At 63.7% G+C, this 15,791-nt stretch carries 16 protein-coding genes; 8 read left to right on the forward strand and 8 right to left on the reverse strand.

Annotated features, from left to right (window positions below):
* Nucleotides 1-227 precede the first annotated feature (227 nt).
* Together ACSMEV_RS13520 and ACSMEV_RS13525 are read left to right on the forward strand one after the other, a co-directional pair.
* Nucleotides 228-1,121: a PA4780 family RIO1-like protein kinase gene (locus ACSMEV_RS13520; protein WP_459205598.1), complete on the forward strand. Its 894-nt coding sequence runs from the start codon at nt 228-230 to the stop codon at nt 1,119-1,121.
* Between the two features lie 231 nt (nt 1,122-1,352).
* Nucleotides 1,353-2,459, forward strand: a complete 1,107-nt coding sequence (locus ACSMEV_RS13525) for a Gfo/Idh/MocA family protein (protein WP_459205599.1) — start codon at nt 1,353-1,355, stop codon at nt 2,457-2,459.
* A gap of 19 nt (nt 2,460-2,478) precedes the next feature.
* On the opposite strand, the gene ACSMEV_RS13530 is transcribed toward ACSMEV_RS13525, so the two are convergent.
* A complete protein-coding gene (locus ACSMEV_RS13530; protein ID WP_459205600.1) occupies nt 2,479-2,973 on the reverse strand; it encodes a hypothetical protein in 495 nt (164 codons plus the stop codon).
* A 181-nt stretch (nt 2,974-3,154) separates the two neighbouring features.
* Between ACSMEV_RS13530 and ACSMEV_RS13535 the strand changes: the two genes are divergently transcribed.
* The 5 genes from ACSMEV_RS13535 to ACSMEV_RS13555 all read left to right on the forward strand — a co-directional run bounded on the left by ACSMEV_RS13535 (nt 3,155) and on the right by ACSMEV_RS13555 (nt 6,089).
* Nucleotides 3,155-3,388 (forward strand): PLD nuclease N-terminal domain-containing protein, encoded by a 234-nt coding sequence (locus ACSMEV_RS13535; protein WP_459205601.1) that lies wholly within the window; start codon nt 3,155-3,157, stop codon nt 3,386-3,388.
* Nucleotides 3,389-3,397: 9 nt separating this feature from the next.
* Nucleotides 3,398-3,562, forward strand: coding sequence for a hypothetical protein (locus ACSMEV_RS13540; protein ID WP_459205602.1), 165 nt, complete (start codon nt 3,398-3,400; stop codon nt 3,560-3,562).
* 165 nt (nt 3,563-3,727) lie between these two features.
* Nucleotides 3,728-4,252: a hypothetical protein gene (locus tag ACSMEV_RS13545; RefSeq protein ID WP_296267996.1), complete on the forward strand. Its 525-nt coding sequence runs from the start codon at nt 3,728-3,730 to the stop codon at nt 4,250-4,252.
* A gap of 103 nt (nt 4,253-4,355) precedes the next feature.
* A complete protein-coding gene (locus tag ACSMEV_RS13550; protein WP_459205603.1) occupies nt 4,356-5,450 on the forward strand; it encodes an alpha/beta hydrolase in 1,095 nt (364 codons plus the stop codon).
* A 90-nt stretch (nt 5,451-5,540) separates the two neighbouring features.
* Nucleotides 5,541-6,089: a DUF4142 domain-containing protein gene (locus ACSMEV_RS13555; RefSeq protein WP_459205604.1), complete on the forward strand. Its 549-nt coding sequence runs from the start codon at nt 5,541-5,543 to the stop codon at nt 6,087-6,089.
* Between the two features lie 284 nt (nt 6,090-6,373).
* Here ACSMEV_RS13555 and ACSMEV_RS13560 read toward each other — a convergent pair whose 3' ends face one another.
* The 7 genes from ACSMEV_RS13560 to ACSMEV_RS13590 all read right to left on the reverse strand — a co-directional run bounded on the left by ACSMEV_RS13560 (nt 6,374) and on the right by ACSMEV_RS13590 (nt 13,139).
* On the reverse strand, nt 6,374-7,075 hold the full coding sequence (locus ACSMEV_RS13560) for a hypothetical protein (RefSeq protein ID WP_459205605.1): 702 nt from the start codon (nt 7,073-7,075) through the stop codon (nt 6,374-6,376).
* Nucleotides 7,062-8,270: a zinc-dependent alcohol dehydrogenase gene (locus ACSMEV_RS13565; RefSeq protein ID WP_459205606.1), complete on the reverse strand. Its 1,209-nt coding sequence runs from the start codon at nt 8,268-8,270 to the stop codon at nt 7,062-7,064. The genes ACSMEV_RS13560 and ACSMEV_RS13565 overlap by 14 nt, the downstream gene beginning before the upstream one ends.
* 224 nt (nt 8,271-8,494) lie before the next feature.
* On the reverse strand, nt 8,495-9,919 hold the full coding sequence (locus tag ACSMEV_RS13570) for a PAS domain-containing sensor histidine kinase (protein ID WP_459205607.1): 1,425 nt from the start codon (nt 9,917-9,919) through the stop codon (nt 8,495-8,497).
* Nucleotides 9,906-10,724, reverse strand: a complete 819-nt coding sequence (locus ACSMEV_RS13575; RefSeq protein WP_459205608.1) for an alpha/beta fold hydrolase — start codon at nt 10,722-10,724, stop codon at nt 9,906-9,908. Before ACSMEV_RS13575 ends, ACSMEV_RS13570 begins: the two co-directional genes overlap by 14 nt.
* Before the next feature lie 94 nt (nt 10,725-10,818).
* Nucleotides 10,819-11,223 carry a response regulator gene (locus tag ACSMEV_RS13580; protein WP_459205609.1) on the reverse strand — a complete coding sequence of 135 codons (405 nt, stop codon included), beginning with the start codon at nt 11,221-11,223 and terminating at the stop codon, nt 10,819-10,821.
* Nucleotides 11,224-11,381: 158 nt separating this feature from the next.
* Nucleotides 11,382-11,936 carry a type 1 glutamine amidotransferase domain-containing protein gene (locus ACSMEV_RS13585; protein ID WP_459205610.1) on the reverse strand — a complete coding sequence of 185 codons (555 nt, stop codon included), beginning with the start codon at nt 11,934-11,936 and terminating at the stop codon, nt 11,382-11,384.
* A 111-nt stretch (nt 11,937-12,047) separates the two neighbouring features.
* Nucleotides 12,048-13,139: a catalase family protein gene (locus ACSMEV_RS13590; RefSeq protein ID WP_459205611.1), complete on the reverse strand. Its 1,092-nt coding sequence runs from the start codon at nt 13,137-13,139 to the stop codon at nt 12,048-12,050.
* Between the two features lie 270 nt (nt 13,140-13,409).
* Here ACSMEV_RS13590 and ACSMEV_RS13595 point away from each other — a divergent pair, with 270 nt between their 5' ends.
* Nucleotides 13,410-15,764 (forward strand): FdhF/YdeP family oxidoreductase, encoded by a 2,355-nt coding sequence (locus ACSMEV_RS13595; protein WP_459205612.1) that lies wholly within the window; start codon nt 13,410-13,412, stop codon nt 15,762-15,764.
* The last annotated feature ends 27 nt before the right edge of the window (nt 15,765-15,791 follow it).

Below are 15,791 nucleotides of genomic sequence, written 5' to 3' on the forward strand. Positions count from 1 at the left end.
TCTGCTGTTTTCCTTTCACGTGCCGGCACGACCGGGCCAATACGTTTAATGGCGGGCCCGGTCTCAGGGGTGAGATACAAATGGACACTAAATAATTCAGCCTTGAACCGCATATTTTTTCAATGGCGGCGGCCTTTGGCGCCTTACCCGAGCAAGTTCTTCCCCGCTATGAGAGGATGACCGCCCATACCCACATGGCCGACCGGACAGGACCCAGACCCGAGCTGATGAAGACGCCAAAAAGAATCGAACCCCTGATCGAAGACGGCCTGGTCGACGAGGTGCTGCGCCCGTTGATGAGCGGCAAGGAAGCGGCGGTGTATGTCGTGCGCTGCGGCCAGCAGGTGCGCTGCGCCAAGGTTTACAAGGAAGCCAACAAACGCAGCTTCCGCCAGGCCGCGCAGTACCAGGAAGGGCGCAAGGTGCGCAACAGCCGTCAGGCGCGGGCCATGAGCAACGGCTCCAAGTACGGCCGCAAGGAAACCGAGCAGGCCTGGCAGAACGCCGAGGTGGCGGCGCTGTTCCGCTTGGCCGGGGCGGGCGTGCGCGTACCCAAGCCCTACGACTTCCTCGACGGCGTGCTGCTCATGGAGCTGGTGGTCGATGCCGACGGTAACGCCGCCCCGCGCCTGAACGATGTGCACCTCGAGGCCGAGCAGGCGCGCGAGTACCACGCGTTCGTCATCCGCCAGATCGTGCTGATGCTCTGTGCGGGGCTGGTGCACGGCGACCTGTCGGAATTCAACGTGCTGCTGGGGCCGGACGGCCCGGTGATCATCGACCTGCCGCAAGCGGTGGATGCCGCGGCGAACAACCATGCCCTGGACATGCTCGAGCGCGACGTGGCGAACATGAGCAGCTATTTCGGCCAGTTCGCGCCGGAACTCAAGCGCACGCGCTACGCCCGCGAAATGTGGGCGCTGTACCAGGCGGGCGAATTGCAGCCCGACTCGCCGCTGACCGGCGAGTTCGCCGACGACGAGCACGACGCCGATGTGCATGGCGTGCTGCGTGAAATCGATGCGGCCCGTGCCGAAGACGCTCGGCGCCGCGCGGCGCGGGAAGATGCAGAGCGTGGCCCGGTCAAGGGCGAGGAACCGCCGCCGCCTTGGTTGCAGTGAGGCGTGGCGAGGCGGGCGGTTCGATCACCTCGCGCTCGCTGAGGGCTCACCCACCGCATTAGGCCTGAGCGCCGTTTTGCCATTAGGCCGGTGAAATCCCCACTCGGCCTCGCAGGCCATGCGCTAGAGCGCCTGCACAGGTGTCGCCGCAAAAAAGATGGAACCCTCGGCAGCCACTGGCTGCCCACTCCTCGTGCATTTCATACATTGATCGCGAACGAGGAGCATGCAATGCCCAACCCAGACCGCAAGATTCGCTACGGTGTCGTCGGCGCAGGCGCCATTTCTCAAGGCGCGTTCATGCCCGGCGTCGGCCAGACCGACAACTCGGTAATCACCGCCATCGTCACCGGCGATCCGGTCAAGGCCGACCAGTTGGCCGAGCTGTACAGCGCCAAGTCCTATTCCTACGAACAGTACGCTGAGCTGCTCGATTCGGGCGAAGTGGACGCCGTATACGTCGCCACTCCCAACTTCCGCCACGTCGAGTTCGTCGTGCCTGCGCTGGAGAAGGGCATCCACGTCCTGCTGGAAAAGCCAATGGCCAGCACCGAAGAGGATTGCCAGAAGATCCTCGAGGCCGAGCGCAATTCCAAGGCCAAGCTGATGATCGCCTACCGCCTGCACAGCGAGCCGGGTACGGTGGACATGATCGAGCGCGTGCAAGGCGGCGATTTCGGCGATCCACGCCTGTTCACTTCGACCTTCACGCAGACGGTCAAACCCAGCAACCACCGCGCCCAGGACGGCTTCGCGGCCGGTCCGGTACTGGACATGGGGCCGTACCCGCTGAACATGGTGCGCCAGCTGTTCAATGCCGAGCCCATCGAAGTGTCGGCCATCGGCGTCAAGTCGCCCGGCAGCGAGATCGCCACGTGGGATACCGTCACCGTCAACCTGCGCTTCCCCGAAGAGCGCCTGGCGCAGTTCACCGTCAGCTACACCCTGCCCGATGCCGAGCACTTCCTGCTGCTGGGCAGCAAGGGTGTGATCGACGCTTCGCCGTGCTTCGGTTATGGAGAAGGGGTGGCGATCAAGTACCACGCTGAAGTAGAGGGCGACAACCGTGTCCACGTAAGCCCCGTGGTGGACCAGTTCGCCGGTGAGACAGCCTACTTCTCCGACTGCATCCTCCAAGGGCAAGACCCGGAGGCCAACGGTGACGAAGGCTGGCGTGACGTGCGGGTGATCATGGCGATCAAGCGCGCGTTGGAGACCGGACAACCCCAGACCCTGGATGCGCTCGCCGCTCGCCCGCACGCCCGTCGCGAGCAACGTCGCACCTTCTCGCTGGGCGAGCACCCGGATTACATCAACACCGAGTCGCCCACCGAGTAAGCGGGCGCTTCGCAGGGTTTCAAGGGTAGCGATAGGTGCTCAAGCGCACCACGCTACCCGGCCCAGTACGCAACGTGCCCTCCAACCTGCCCACCGTCTGACTGCTCAACGTCACCCGAACGCGGCGTGGCTCGCTGCCGTTGTCCGGCAGGTGCAGCAACAGCGCTTTACCCTCACCCAGGCTGGCCTGCGGCGCAGGCTCTACTCGTTCCACGGTCGATTCGCGCAACAGGGTGCCTGCGAGGATCAGCTTGACCATCTTACCGGGTTCGCCACGGACACTGATGTCCAGCGTCTGCTGCGCGCCACTGCGCACGCCGCGGGCGTACTCCACCTGAACCCGTCCGTCGATACTGGTCGCTTGAGCCGTACCCAGCCACGCATGCCCCGCATTCCCGGCGAGCATCGCCAAGGCGATGGCCCCTCCCACCAGCGCAAGCGCACGCCAGCGGCGGGCAGGGCGTTGTGGACGTAGATCGTACGAGGGATGCATCGGCAGGGGGGCTTGGTTCATGGCGGCGGACTCAGGGCTCGTGTGGCGAATTCAGCGATGCGCTGCGGCATCGAACCGCCTTCGACACTCCGCTTGTCCCGGAGGTGCCATCGCGGATGAACTTTATCCTGTCGATTGCCTTCACCTGTAACAGTGGCGGTACGAACCGCCTTGGCCATAGTCATCTGGGAGGACGTTCGGCATGTATGAACTCAACACCTATTTCTGGATCGGTAGCGCGGTGATCGTGTTGCTGGTGGATCTGTGGATCATCGTCAGCGTGTCCCGCAGCGAGAAGTCACCAGGCACCAAGCTGTTCTGGACCTTGCTGGTCGTATTGCTGCCGATCATCGGTATGGTCATCTGGGGCATCGCTGGGCCACGCGGCATCAAGCCCGGTACCGGCCCTTCATCACCCAACCACAGCAAAGGCTAAGGAGCTTCCATGAACGACAGCAAACTACCCGACGCTCGCCCACCCGCCGGTCCATCCAAAGGCGAGCAAGAGCGTGACAACGATGCCCATCGGCCGGATGCGACCCAAGAGGGCCAGCATGAATCCACGGCGCAGCAGACCGGTCGTGAGCAGGGCAAGACACGGCCCGATTGACGGAAAGCCTAGGACCTTGCGGGTTGCCCGGCATGCGACGGCTTGAGCATGGACCGGGCAACCGCACTGAATCTTTCCCAGGCGCGCTGTTCTATTCAGCATCTCAGGTGTCTGCGATGGACGCAGGCGCCCCTCTAGGCAGGCACAACCTGCAGGAGCTCTACCGTGTCACTGATCATCACGCCCTCCACTCCCGAAGACGAGATCGAGGCGCGTAACACCCATGTCTTCGGCACCCTCAAAGAGCGCCTGGATTTCTACCGCAGCGAAATCCAGTACGAGACCAGCATCCTTGCCAACCGCACTGACGCCTACCTGGCTGCCCAGTCCTTTCTGGTGATCGCTTTCGTCTCGGCCATGGGCAACCTCAACCCTGAGTGGGGCAAGATGTTCACCATGATCGTTCCGGCCTTTCTGGCGTTGCTAGGCGTGCTCAGTTCCCTCAACGCCTGGCCTGGCATTCGCGCCGCCTACAAGATCATCGACCACTGGCAGATCAAGCAGAGCCACCTGCTGCGCAGCCAACCGATGATGACCTTGATGTATGACGAAACGCCGCTGTTCAGTGAAACCGAAACTTCCCGTGCCGGGCACAAGAAGTCATTGCTGTTCTCGCTGCGTACGCCTTGGATCTTCCTGGTGTTCTGGGTGCTGCTAGGCAGTTACGCCGTGTACATCCAGGTCACTTGATACCGCTTGCACCGAGGTGCCGCTTTTTTATTGAACACCGAGGTGCAAAGCCGACCTGATCTTGGGTAGGGCGCAGATCGTCGCCCAGGTTCAGGAGAGCACCATGCAAAGACACTGTTATCTGGCCGCGGCGACCTTGCTAGGGCTGGCAGTCGCCGTCGGCGGCTGCGCCCGTGACCCGCAAAAGCGCTCAGTGCCCGAATTGGCTGTGAGCGGCACCAAAAGCCTGCTGCGCGCGGACGCCGACATGCAGACCGTACTCAATAAACTCGCCAGCCTCGACGGCAAAGCCATCGAGAAGATCGCCCCGCCCGAAGCACGGCAACAGCCGACTCTGGCTGACGCTGTCAAGGGCGTCCTCACCGACGACAAGCGCAGCACCGACCCGCAGGTACTGGTGCCCGGCGTCACCAGTCGCGATGTGACCATCCCCGGCGCTGCGGGAAGCCTGCCCGCGACGGTCTATACCCCGGTAGGCACCGGTCCGCATCCTGTGGTGCTGTACTTCCACGGCGGTGGCTGGGTGATCGCCGACCGCACCGTGTATGACGCCGGCGCACGCGGCCTGGCCAAGCAGGCCGACGCCGTAGTGGTCTCGATCGACTACCGCCGTGCCCCCGAATACAAATTTCCTGCCGCCCATGACGATGCCTTGGCCGCCTACAAATGGCTGACCACCCATGCGCAAACCCTCCAAGGCGACCCAAAACGCTTGGCCCTGGCCGGAGAGAGTGCGGGCGGCAACTTGGCCGTGGCGACTGCGGTCGCCGCCCGCGACGCCGGCCTGCCCGCGCCGCGCCACATCCTCGCGGTCTACCCGGTGGCTCAGGCCGACACGCACACCGCATCCTACGAAAAATACGCCGACGCCATGCCGCTGAACCGGCCGATGATGCTCTGGTTCGTCAAACAGATCAGCCGCACACCCGCTGACGTGCAGGACCCACGCATTAGCCTGGTCAAGGCCAACCTGCGCGGCTTGGCGCCTGTCACGTTGATCAATGCCGAGATCGACCCCCTGCGCGACGATGGCGCGCAGCTGCAGCAGGCACTCGAGCAAGCCGGCGTCAGCGTCGAGCGCAAGGTGTATGAAGGCGTCACCCATGAGTTCTTCGGCGCCGCTGCAGTGGTTGAAAAGGCCCAGCAAGCCCAGGGCTACGCAGGACAGCGCCTCAAAGCCGACCTGACCGTTCCGTAACGCTCAAAAAACCTGAACCCCGCGCTTTGGGCGCGGGTCAGACCCCATAACACCTCACTGTTCAATGGAATCAAGCCCAAGGAGTTACGCATGAACACCAAACTCAAAGCCGGTATCTGCGGTGTCCTGTTCGCCTTCGCCAGCCATGCAGCATTGGCAGCCACCAGCGCCGCCGACTTCGTCGACGAAGCTTCTGCCAAGGGCATTGCAGAAGTGGAAGCGGGCAAGCTGGCACTGGAAAAGAGCCAATCGGCCGACATCAAGACCTTCGCTCAGATGATGATCGACGACCACACCAAGGCCAACGAGCAGCTCAAGGCCATCGCTCAGCAGAAGAACATCAAGGTCGCGACCGACGCAGAGCTGTTGGACAAAGCCAAGAAGCTGATCCTCGACATTCGTGAAGAGTCCTTCGACCGCTCCTACGCCAACAACCAGGTCAAGGCGCACGAAGACACCATCAAGCTGTTCCAGGAAGAAGTGAACGAAGGCAAAGACGCCGAAGTGAAAGCTTTCGCCGGCGACACGCTGCCCAAGCTGAAAGAGCATCTGGAAGCCGCGCGTAAGCTGGCCGCCGCCCACGGTGGCGACGCTGCTCACGACAAGGAAGCTGTCAAGCAGGACGCTGCCAAGCAGTGATCCCGTGATGGCATGACCCAGTAGTGGTGCTTTTTTAGGTTGTGCCGGTCAGTACAGCAATCGGGACCGCTCTGCGGTCCATCGCGGCTGAAGCCGCTCCTACAGGCTGATGCTTATCCTGTAGGAGCGGCTTCAGCCGCGATGGGCTGTGAAGCAGCCCCAAATAGGGTTACCTCGGTTCGATGGACCGACGTTAACAGGGGCCAGTAATTTTTTAGTCAGCGCCCCAGCCCTATACAAGTAGTGTAAGAATCGCCGCCCTTGCTGAAAGGGCGGCGCCGGTCTTAACGCTCGTGACGGCCGATCGATACGCCGATGAGCAAACCTATTGCAAGACCGGCGATGCCGGTCAACAGCAGGTTGGTGGATTGACTGACCGGGCAGGCGCTGGCTTCGGACTTGTCCGACTCCAGGGCGTCATTTGTCCCGTCTGTACCATCTGCATCATCTGCATCACCATCGTCATCGCCGCCGCCTGCTTCGCGCTCGTCACTAGTGCCCTCGTTCTCACCAGTTTCGCCGGAATCATCGGCGTCGGCCGCTTCATCGGACTGCCCGGTTGCATGCTCTGTGGAAGCCCCCTTTTGCTGTGATCCATGCGCGTCGGCATCGGCATCCACTGCTTGACCCTGCTCGTCCTTACTTGACCCAGTCGCGGCTTGGTCCTCTATCTCATCCATAGGCGTCAACGCGAGCACCGGCCCATCGACCACGGTTAGGTTCAGGTCGCTGATGTCCCCCGCATGGCGCTCGGCGAACACTGGCTCGCCCTTGCCATCGACCTGGTCGTAGACGAAGCGCTGGCCTTCGAGCCAGCCCACGGCTGTCAGCAGGTCGGCGTTGAGGAAGTATTTGCCGTCGAGGAAGAAACCTTCGAAAGGGTGACCGCTTTCGGTAGGCTCCACCCGGTAACGTTGGCCAAGCTTCATGCCAGTGGCCGGGTCGAGCGAAGGGATGGCGGACTTGGCGTGTTCAGGCGTGGACATAGTCATCTCCCATAGTGCCCGCGGCGGCGCCTGGAACCAGGATCACCTTGCGGCAGTTGTCTTCCTGTTTGTCGAACAGTTTATAGCCCAGCTCCGCTTCCTCGAGGGCTAGGGTGTGCGTGACGATCTCTTCGGGCTTGAGGCTGCCGTCCTCGATGTAGCCGAGCAACTCTGGCAGGTAGCGCTGCACGTGGGTCTGGCCCATCTTGAAGGTCAGGCCCTTGTCGAAGGCGTCGCCGAACAGGAAGCCGTGGATGAACCCGGCATACACGCCTGGCACGCTCACCACACCGCCCCGGCGCACGGCCGCGATGCACTGGCGCAAGACCTTGCCGCTGCTGCCTTCGAGTTTGAGGGTGGTCAGTATGGTTTCGGTGGTACTGCCCTTGGCTTCGAAACCTACCGCGTCGATGACGGCTGCCACGCCGCGCTTGCCGTCGGTCAGCTCGATGATGGTGCGGGCCGGATCGTCGTCTTCGGCGAAGTTGATCGGAATCACCCCATATGCCCGATTGGCATAAGTCAAGCGATAGTCGTTGTCGTCGACCATGAAGATCTGTTCGGCGCCGAGTTTGCGTGCGCAGGCGGCGCTGAGCAGCCCTACGGGGCCGGCACCGTAAATGGCTAGGCTGGAGCCCTTGGTGACACCGGCGTTGAGGACCGCCTGCCAGGCAGTGGGCAGGATGTCGGAAAGGAACAGGACTTTGTCGTTCGGCAAGGTTTTGGGCACTTTGAAGGGGCCGACATTGCCTTTGGGCACTCGCACGTATTCGGCTTGGCCGCCTGGAATGCCGCCATAGAGGTGGCTGAAGCCGAACAGCGCGGCGCCTGGTGGGATCTGCTTCTTGTTGAGGATCGCGCCACGTCCGGTGTTGGTGGTCTCGCAGGCAGCGAACTGGTCCAGCGCACAGAAGAAACAGCTGCCACAGGCGATCACGAATGGGATCACCACGTTGTCGCCGGGCTGTACGGCCGTTACGTCACGGCCGACTTCCACCACTTCGCCCATGAATTCATGGCCGAAGATGTCGCCGTGTTCGGTGTGGGGGATCTTGCCGCGGTAGAGGTGCAGGTCGGACCCGCAAATGGCCGTGGCGGTGACCTTGAGAATGATGTCGTCCGTTTCTTGGAGTTCGGGGTCGGGCACGCTGTCGACCTTTACGTCATTTGCCCCGTGGTACGTCAATGCTCTCATGGTGCATAGCTCCTGCTCAGGCGTAGAGACGAAATCGTCTAATGCAGAGGAAGCCTTGGCGGTGGGCAAAGTTCAGGTCGAGGGGGCGAGCGGTCCCAAAAGGGTATCGGGTTGTACTGGGTAAGTGCAGCGTCGGACCAGGGTCCGGCGGATCGCGACCCTACCGGCCGCCGCGCGCCCGGTCGCACCGGGCGATGCGCCGCCTGAAAATCTAGGCGAAGGGTCTAGGCACCGCCCTTGCTGATCCAGGCGCGATAGTCGGCCACCAACGGCGCCGGCAGTTCGGGCAGCAGGCGGTCGATCGCGTCGGCCTCGGCCTCGCTGTGCAGGTGTTCGGCCAACCAGGTCACCAGCAGCAGGCGCGACGTGGGGCAGGGGGCCACGGTTTGCAAGGCGTCGGCCAGACGGCCAAGGCGCTCGATGTTCTGTTCAAGCTGATCGATTGGGTTCATGCAGCGGCTCTCGTGGTGCTCGGTCGATGAAACGTCGGGTAGGCGCAGGGTGAAGGTGGTCCCTGCCGCCGCGCTGGAATGAACGCCGATCGCTCCGCCATGGGCCGAGACGATCTCTTTGACGATGAACAGCCCCAACCCCACCGAGCGAACCCCTGCGCTGCGTTCGGTGGCACGGGTCATGGGCTCGAAGAGCTGCTGGACGAGAGGCTCCGGGATCACCGGGCCGTGGTTGTGCACGCACAGCGTGACGAAGCCTTCGGCGATGTCGCTGGTCAGGGTGATGCAGTGCCGCAGGTCGCCATAGGCGGCAGCGTTGCCCACCAAGTTGCCCAAAGCCTGATGCAGCCTGTCGGAATCTATCCAGGCGACGCCTCTGCCTTTGGCGAGATGGCGGATGCAGGCATGGGGCAGAGCGACGCGCCATTCGTCGACACTGTCGTCGATCAGCCGTCGCAGGTCCGTCCGTTGCTGTTGGATGTGGATGCCCTGGCCCAAGCGCACCGAGGCCAGGTCGAGCAGGTCGGCGATCATCCGCTCGGCCCGGTCGCACGACTGGCTGATGGTGCTGATCAGTTGCGTCTGGCGAGCCGCCCAGCCGCCCCGGGCCAGCAGCCCGGTGGCCATCTTGATCGCGGTCAGTGGGTTCTTCAGGTCGTGGCTGGCGACCGCGACCATCTGCTCGGCCAAGGTGGCACGGCGTTCGGCATGCTCGTAGGCTTCGGCCAGCTCGGCGCGGGTCTCCTGCAAGGCGAGGTCGGCGGCGGTGCGCTCGGCCAACAGCTGCTCTGCACGTTTGCGGGCGCCCAGCAGCTCGCGCTCATAGCGGTCGCGGTCGACCGTGCCGAACATCGCCAGCTCGTAATGCACGCCATGCTGGGTTTCGCGGCGCACGCCATTGAGCAGCATGGTAATCAGGCGACCATCGGCATGCCGCATCTCCAGCTTGACCTCGGCGACCGAGCCTTGCATGCGCATCAGCGGCGCCCAGTGGGTCTGGTGGAAAATCCGCCCACCGACGGTCAGCAGGTCTTGGAAGCGTTTACCCAGCACCACAGGCGGTTCGAGCCCGAGCCAGCGCGAGAACGTCTGGTTGTGGCGCAAGATGGTGCCGTCCTCGGCCGTGACCACCAGCGCACAAGGGGCTTGATCGAGCAGCGCCTCGGCGTCCGGCAGGCAGTGTTCACCGACCAGCATGGTGGCCAACCCGATTGGCCAGGAAGGCGTCCATGGCGGCTGCGCAGGCGCTGGGCGCGCTCATGTGCGGGCAGTGCCCGATGTTGGGCACGACGGCCAGCTCGCTGTTGGGCAGCACCTCGTGCAAATAGTGACCCACGGCCTGCGGAGCGATGATGTCGTCGGTCGATTGCAGGATCAGCGTGGGCGTCGGCAGCCCGGCCACGTCCTCGCGGTTGTCCGACAGAAAGGTCACGCGGGCGAAATGGCGTGCGATGTCCGGGTCGGTACGGCAGAAGCTGTTGGCTAGCTCCTGGCCCAGCTCGGGTTCGCCAGGCGCGCCCATGATCACGGGGGCCATGGTGCTCGACCAGCCCAGGTAGTTGCTGTCGAGCGTGTCGAGCAGCGAATCGATGTCCGCGCGGCTGAAACCGCCGACGTAGCCTTCATCGTCGATGTAGCAGGGCGAAGGGCCGATCATCACATGGGCCGCGACCCGACCCGGGTGCAGACGGTCGGCCAGAGCGCCGATCATTGCACTGACCGAGTGGCCGACGAGCACTACCATGCCCTCGGCGAACCGGTCGATCAGGGCGTTGAGGTCGGTGGCGTAGCCCCACAGTTCACCGTAGCGGTGCGGGTCGTAGGCGCTGAGGTCGGAACCGCCGGCGCCGATCAGGTCGTAGCTGATGGTGCGGTAGCGCTGGGCGAAGTGTGGGAGCAGAAAGCGCCACATGGCCTGGTCGCAGCCGAAACCGTGGGAGAAGATCAACGTAGCGTCGCCGCTGCCAGAGACGTGCACATTGTGACGACGTTGCAGATCCATGGGATGTTCCAACACGCAAGACAGTGAAAAGGCGCGATACGGGTCGCGCCGACAGACGGCAATTGTTCACCGGGCAGGCTGTCCGGTGCAATGGTCAGGCTGCGGGGCGCAGCGAGGGACGCCGGGCCAGTTGGCCTTCGATCACCTGGTAGAACTGATCGATCGACCACGGTTTGGGCAGGAACACGGCCCCTTCCGGCAGCGGCATGTTGAAGCCATCGTGGTAGCCACTCATTACGACCAAACCCAGGCCTGGGGAACGCTCCTGGGCACGCCAGGCCAGTTGCATGCCGTCGAGTTCACCAGGGGTTTGTACATCCGTCAGCAATAGTGACCAAGGGGCCATTTCCAGTGCGGCAAAGCCTTCGTCGGCGGTTTCCACCGCTTTGACGGTCGCGCCCAGGTCTTCCAATGCGAATACGATCAGATCACGGATCATACGTTCGTCCTCCACCAGGAGGATGTGCGGTGCGCGGGCCGGCGATGAGGCTTCGATCATTGCGGATGCTCTATGTACGGGTACTTGCAGGGTGATCAGGGCCTGTGAATGGTCCTACGAAAACCCCTCCGATCTCGCTATGACATCACAGCACCACAGGAATTCCTCGGCCATCCAGTGTTTGCCCCTTCGACCCAGCCGAAGGGGCAAGTCACGACTCAGGCCAGCGCCTTGGTGATGGCGTCGTTGAAGGCATCCAGGTCCTTCGGCGTGCGCGAGGTGATGAGATGCCAGCCGTTCGCGTCGCAGGTTTGAACCTCGACATCGACCCACTTGCCTTTGGCGTTGACCAGATCGGTCTTCACGCTGGCGAACGAGGTCAAGGTTTTGCCTTCGATCACACCGGCATCGATCAGAGCCCACGGGCCGTGGCAGATGGCAGCCACCACTTTGCCGGCGCTGCTGAATGCCTTGATCAGACGCAGGGCGTCTTGGTCCTGGCGCAGATTGTCGGCGTTGACGGTGCCGCCGGGGATGACCAGGGCGTGGTAGTCGTCGGCTTTCACGTCGGCCAGCTTGGCGTCGGATTTGACCACGCGGTCCTTCTCGGTGTCTTGCAGGAAGGTCTGCGTGTCGGCGCCCCCGATCGATGCGTGGGTCACTTCAGCGCCTTGGGCCTTCAGGGCTTCGAGCGGCTTGAGCAGTTCATCGCGCTCGATGCCGGTGTCGGAGGTGATGATCAGTACGCGTTTGCCTGTCAGTGTCGAGCTCATGGTGTCTCCAAAAGGGTGTGTTCATGAAGCCGCCTATGCTCAGCGTTGCGATGAGGCAGGGGCAAAAACGGTGCCTCTGGTTGATCCGCGCAATGGAGCGAAGGTTTAAATTTATTTGCGCGGTTCATGCATCGGGCAGCCGTTATGGGTCGCCCGGAAGCCCGACGACATTTCGTAGGAAGGCTTGCGCGAGCGCATGACACCGCCGAGCGGGCGGTGCGCCGCCAGGCCGTGCCACGGGCTGAACGCCATGCCGTCGTCGATGGCACGCACTTTCTCGTCCGACCAGGTCGGCTGCGCCGCTACGTCGAGGCGCGCGACGGTCACGTACGGGCTGAGGTCTTCGGGCCATTGCACCGAGGCGTCTTCGATCGGCATGTGCTCCAGGTCGGTCGCCAACTGCACACGCACTTCCCAGGTGCCGCCGTGCTGCCCGAAGAACGCGCTGACGGCGGCGCGCAAGCCATCGGGGTTGCCCTCGAAGTCGACGTGCTGGTCGGTCAGGGCGGTCAGCGCCGGGGCTACCGGCACCAGCGCCACCTTGGCGTAGTAAGGGCCGTACAACACGGGCACCACGGTGGAAAAGCTTTCACCCAAGATGTGTGTCTGCGGGTGGCCGCCCATGCTCTTGAGCGTGCCGCTTTCGCCACCTACGGCTTCGATCGTGGCTTCCACGCCGCGCAGCACCGCCGACATCACCTGCTTGGTACGCGGCATCTTGTCGGTGGTCTTGGCCAGCAGCTTCAAAGTCTTGAGAAAGTCCTTGGGCGTTGCGGCGGTGAAGGCCTTGGCGTTCTGCATGACGAAATCCTGGGTCACGTCGCCCTCGCTGCCTGCAAGGCGTGCGCCTTCGACGCCGACCATCTTCAGGGCCAAGCCACGGGGTGTAGAGACCTTGTCGTCGAGGATGTCGCCCGGGTTGGTCGAAAAGCGCAGATACGCCTGGAACGTACCCGGCTTGGCGAACGCACCCTGGGCCAGATGGGGCGGCAGGTTGTCCGCGACCGTCACCTTGCCCTCGAGCAGACCGTGGCCTTTGGCATGCACGCTGCGGTCGGCATGGCCGCGGTGTTCGAAGGTGGTTTGCATGATGGTGCGCAGGGTGTCGGCCAATTCCTGGCTGGTCTGCGCTTCGTCGTCGGGAATCTGCTCGAAACCGGGCTCGAAGACCAACGGCACGGCAGGGGGAGTAGGGGCGCTCATCGGTATCTCCTCGGCTGGGGGCTCAGCGCACGGGCGCTGACTGCGCCTCTGATTGCGGTGATTGATCAGCAGAGTCTGGCCATAAGCCATGAGTTCCGGACTGCCCATCCTTGCCGACCACCGGGGGCGATGCCGCAATCTCACCGCTCGGCGGCGTGCACCGTCGATAACCAGGCAGCGCATAGTTGGCCGGCCACCGTGGCGCTTGAACTTTAGTGGGTGCGGCACCTTCGAAACCATGATCCCCCCTCACATCGCCCGAGGCGTGCCATGTCGCTCATCCACCCCACCGCTCATTTCAAGCCCTACTCGTCTGCCTCCGGTGGCTGGGGTTCGGCGCGCTCGGTCATGCAGATTCTGTGGCGCGAGCAGGCGCTGGCGCAGGGACCGCTGGCGTTGTTCAAGCAGAACAAGCCCAAAGGCTTCGCCTGCGTCAGCTGCGCCTGGGGCAAGCCGGGCGACCCGCATGCCCTGGAGTTCTGCGAAAACGGCGCCAAGGCCACGGCCTGGGAAATCACGCGCCTGCGCACGGGGCCGGACTTTTTCGAACGGCACACCCTGAGCGAACTGCGCACCTGGAACGACCACGACCTGGAACAGCACGGGCGCCTGACCCACCCACTGCGCTATGACCCGGCCACGGACCGCTACCGCACTACTACGTGGGCCGACGCCTACGCAGGCATCGGCGAGCAGCTGAAGCGTCTGCCGCCTGAACAGGTGGTGTTCTACGCCTCCGGTCGTGCCTCGCTCGAAGCTTCGTTCATGTACCAGCTGTTCGCCCGTGCCTACGGCAGCAACAACCTGCCCGACAGCTCCAACATGTGCCACGAGAGCACGTCGGTGGGCCTGCAAGAGAGCATCGGCGTGCCCGTGGGCACCGTGACCCTGGAAGACTTCGAACACACCGATTGCATCTTCTTCTTCGGGCAGAACGTGGGCAGCAACAGCCCGCGCATGCTTCACCCGCTTCAGGAAGCGCGCAAGCGTCATGTGCCCATCATCACCTTCAACCCGTTGCGCGAGCGTGGGCTGGAGCGCTTCGTCAACCCGCAGTCGCCGCTGGAAATGCTCGGGCCGGACTCTACCGTGATCAGCACCCAGTACCATCAAGTGCGCATCGGCGGCGACCTGGCGGCGATCACCGGCATCATCAAAGCGGTGTTCGAGCTGGACAGACAGGCACGCGACGCTGGCCGCGCGGCGGTGCTGGACGACGCGTTCATCGCTCAGCACACCGATGGGCTCGAAGCGTTGCGCGCCTGGGTCGAGGCGCAAGGCTGGACCGACCTGGAGCGGCACAGCGGCTTGAGCCGCGCCGCCCTGGAGGCAGCGGCCACCGTGTATGCCCGCAGCCAGCGGGTGCTGGTGATCTGGGGCATGGGCATGACCCAACACCGCAAGGGTGTGGAAAACGTGCAGATGATGGTCAACCTGCTCCTGCTGCGCGGCAACATCGGTAAGACCGGTGCAGGCGCATGCCCGGTGCGTGGCCATTCCAACGTGCAGGGCCAGCGCACGGTGGGCATCACCGAAGACCCGCAGAAGGTGCCGGCAGACAAACTGCATGCGCTGTTCAACATCAAGGTTCCGGAACAGAAAGGCCTGGCCACCGTCGACACCTGCGAGGGCATCCTCAAAGGTACGGTCAAAGGCTTCATCGGCCTGGGCGGCAACTTCCTGCGCGCCGTACCCGACACCGATCGCATGGAGCCGGCATGGGCCGACCTAGCGCTGAACGTGCAGGTGGCCACCAAGCTCAACCGCACTCACCTGGTGCCCGGCGGGCAGACCTGGCTGCTGCCTTGCCTGGGCCACATCGAAATCGACCGTCAGGACGGTCAGGCGCAGGTCTATAGCACCGAAGACAGCACCGGCTGCATGCGCGCCTGGCAGGGCACCACCGAGCCTGCCGGCGACATGCTGCGCTCGGAGGTGGCGATCATCGCAGGCATTGCCGAACAGACCTTGGGCGCCGAGTGCCAAGTGCCGTGGGACGCCTGGCGGCGCGACTACGCGCTGATTCGCAAAGGCATCAGCGACACCTACCCGGAAATCTTCCACGACATGGAAACCCGCATGTGGCAGCGCGGCGGCTTCCACCGGCCGCTGGGCGCCTGCAAGCGTGAGTGGCACACCGAAACCGGCAAGGCCCGCTTCACCACCCCAACGGACCTCGAAGAGAATCCGGACGCCGCGCTCGCTGGCGAGCGCCGCGAAGTGCTGAACCTGATGACGCTGCGCAGCAACGACCAGTTCAACACCACCGTGTACGGCTACGACGACCGCTTCCGCGGCGTCAGCGGCACGCGCAGCGTGGTGTTCATGAACCGTGACGACGTGGTGCGGCTGGGCTTCGCGCCAGGCGACTGGGTCAACGTGCGCACGGCCGTCGAGCCCGAAGTGCGCCGCGAGGTCGGCCCTTTGCAGATCATCGCCTACGACATCCCCCAAGGGTGCGCGGCCGGGTATTACCCGGAATGCAATCCGCTGGTGCCGCTCTGGCACCATGCCGAGCGCAGCAAGGTCCCTGCGTCCAAAGCGGTGCCGGTGACCTTCCATCGGGTGGAGCCGAGCCGGGCCGATCTGGCCCATGCCGTGCCTGCCCACGACCAGGTGCAGTGAACCTGACCGGTCGGCGCTGCGTGCAGC

The organism is Pseudomonas sp. MLB6B (assembly GCF_054508135.1).

Coding starts and splice junctions, on each gene's coding strand:
- ACSMEV_RS13520 (WP_459205598.1), top strand. CDS start 228: ATGAAGACGCCAAAAAGAATCGAACCCCTGATCGAAGACGGCCTGGTC.
- ACSMEV_RS13525 (WP_459205599.1), top strand. CDS start 1,353: ATGCCCAACCCAGACCGCAAGATTCGCTACGGTGTCGTCGGCGCAGGC.
- ACSMEV_RS13530 (WP_459205600.1), bottom strand. CDS start 2,973: ATGAACCAAGCCCCCCTGCCGATGCATCCCTCGTACGATCTACGTCCA.
- ACSMEV_RS13535 (WP_459205601.1), top strand. CDS start 3,155: ATGTATGAACTCAACACCTATTTCTGGATCGGTAGCGCGGTGATCGTG.
- ACSMEV_RS13540 (WP_459205602.1), top strand. CDS start 3,398: ATGAACGACAGCAAACTACCCGACGCTCGCCCACCCGCCGGTCCATCC.
- ACSMEV_RS13550 (WP_459205603.1), top strand. CDS start 4,356: ATGCAAAGACACTGTTATCTGGCCGCGGCGACCTTGCTAGGGCTGGCA.
- ACSMEV_RS13555 (WP_459205604.1), top strand. CDS start 5,541: ATGAACACCAAACTCAAAGCCGGTATCTGCGGTGTCCTGTTCGCCTTC.
- ACSMEV_RS13560 (WP_459205605.1), bottom strand. CDS start 7,075: ATGTCCACGCCTGAACACGCCAAGTCCGCCATCCCTTCGCTCGACCCG.
- ACSMEV_RS13565 (WP_459205606.1), bottom strand. CDS start 8,270: ATGAGAGCATTGACGTACCACGGGGCAAATGACGTAAAGGTCGACAGC.
- ACSMEV_RS13570 (WP_459205607.1), bottom strand. CDS start 9,919: ATGCTGGTCGGTGAACACTGCCTGCCGGACGCCGAGGCGCTGCTCGAT.
- ACSMEV_RS13575 (WP_459205608.1), bottom strand. CDS start 10,724: ATGGATCTGCAACGTCGTCACAATGTGCACGTCTCTGGCAGCGGCGAC.
- ACSMEV_RS13580 (WP_459205609.1), bottom strand. CDS start 11,223: ATGATCGAAGCCTCATCGCCGGCCCGCGCACCGCACATCCTCCTGGTG.
- ACSMEV_RS13585 (WP_459205610.1), bottom strand. CDS start 11,936: ATGAGCTCGACACTGACAGGCAAACGCGTACTGATCATCACCTCCGAC.
- ACSMEV_RS13590 (WP_459205611.1), bottom strand. CDS start 13,139: ATGAGCGCCCCTACTCCCCCTGCCGTGCCGTTGGTCTTCGAGCCCGGT.
- ACSMEV_RS13595 (WP_459205612.1), top strand. CDS start 13,410: ATGTCGCTCATCCACCCCACCGCTCATTTCAAGCCCTACTCGTCTGCC.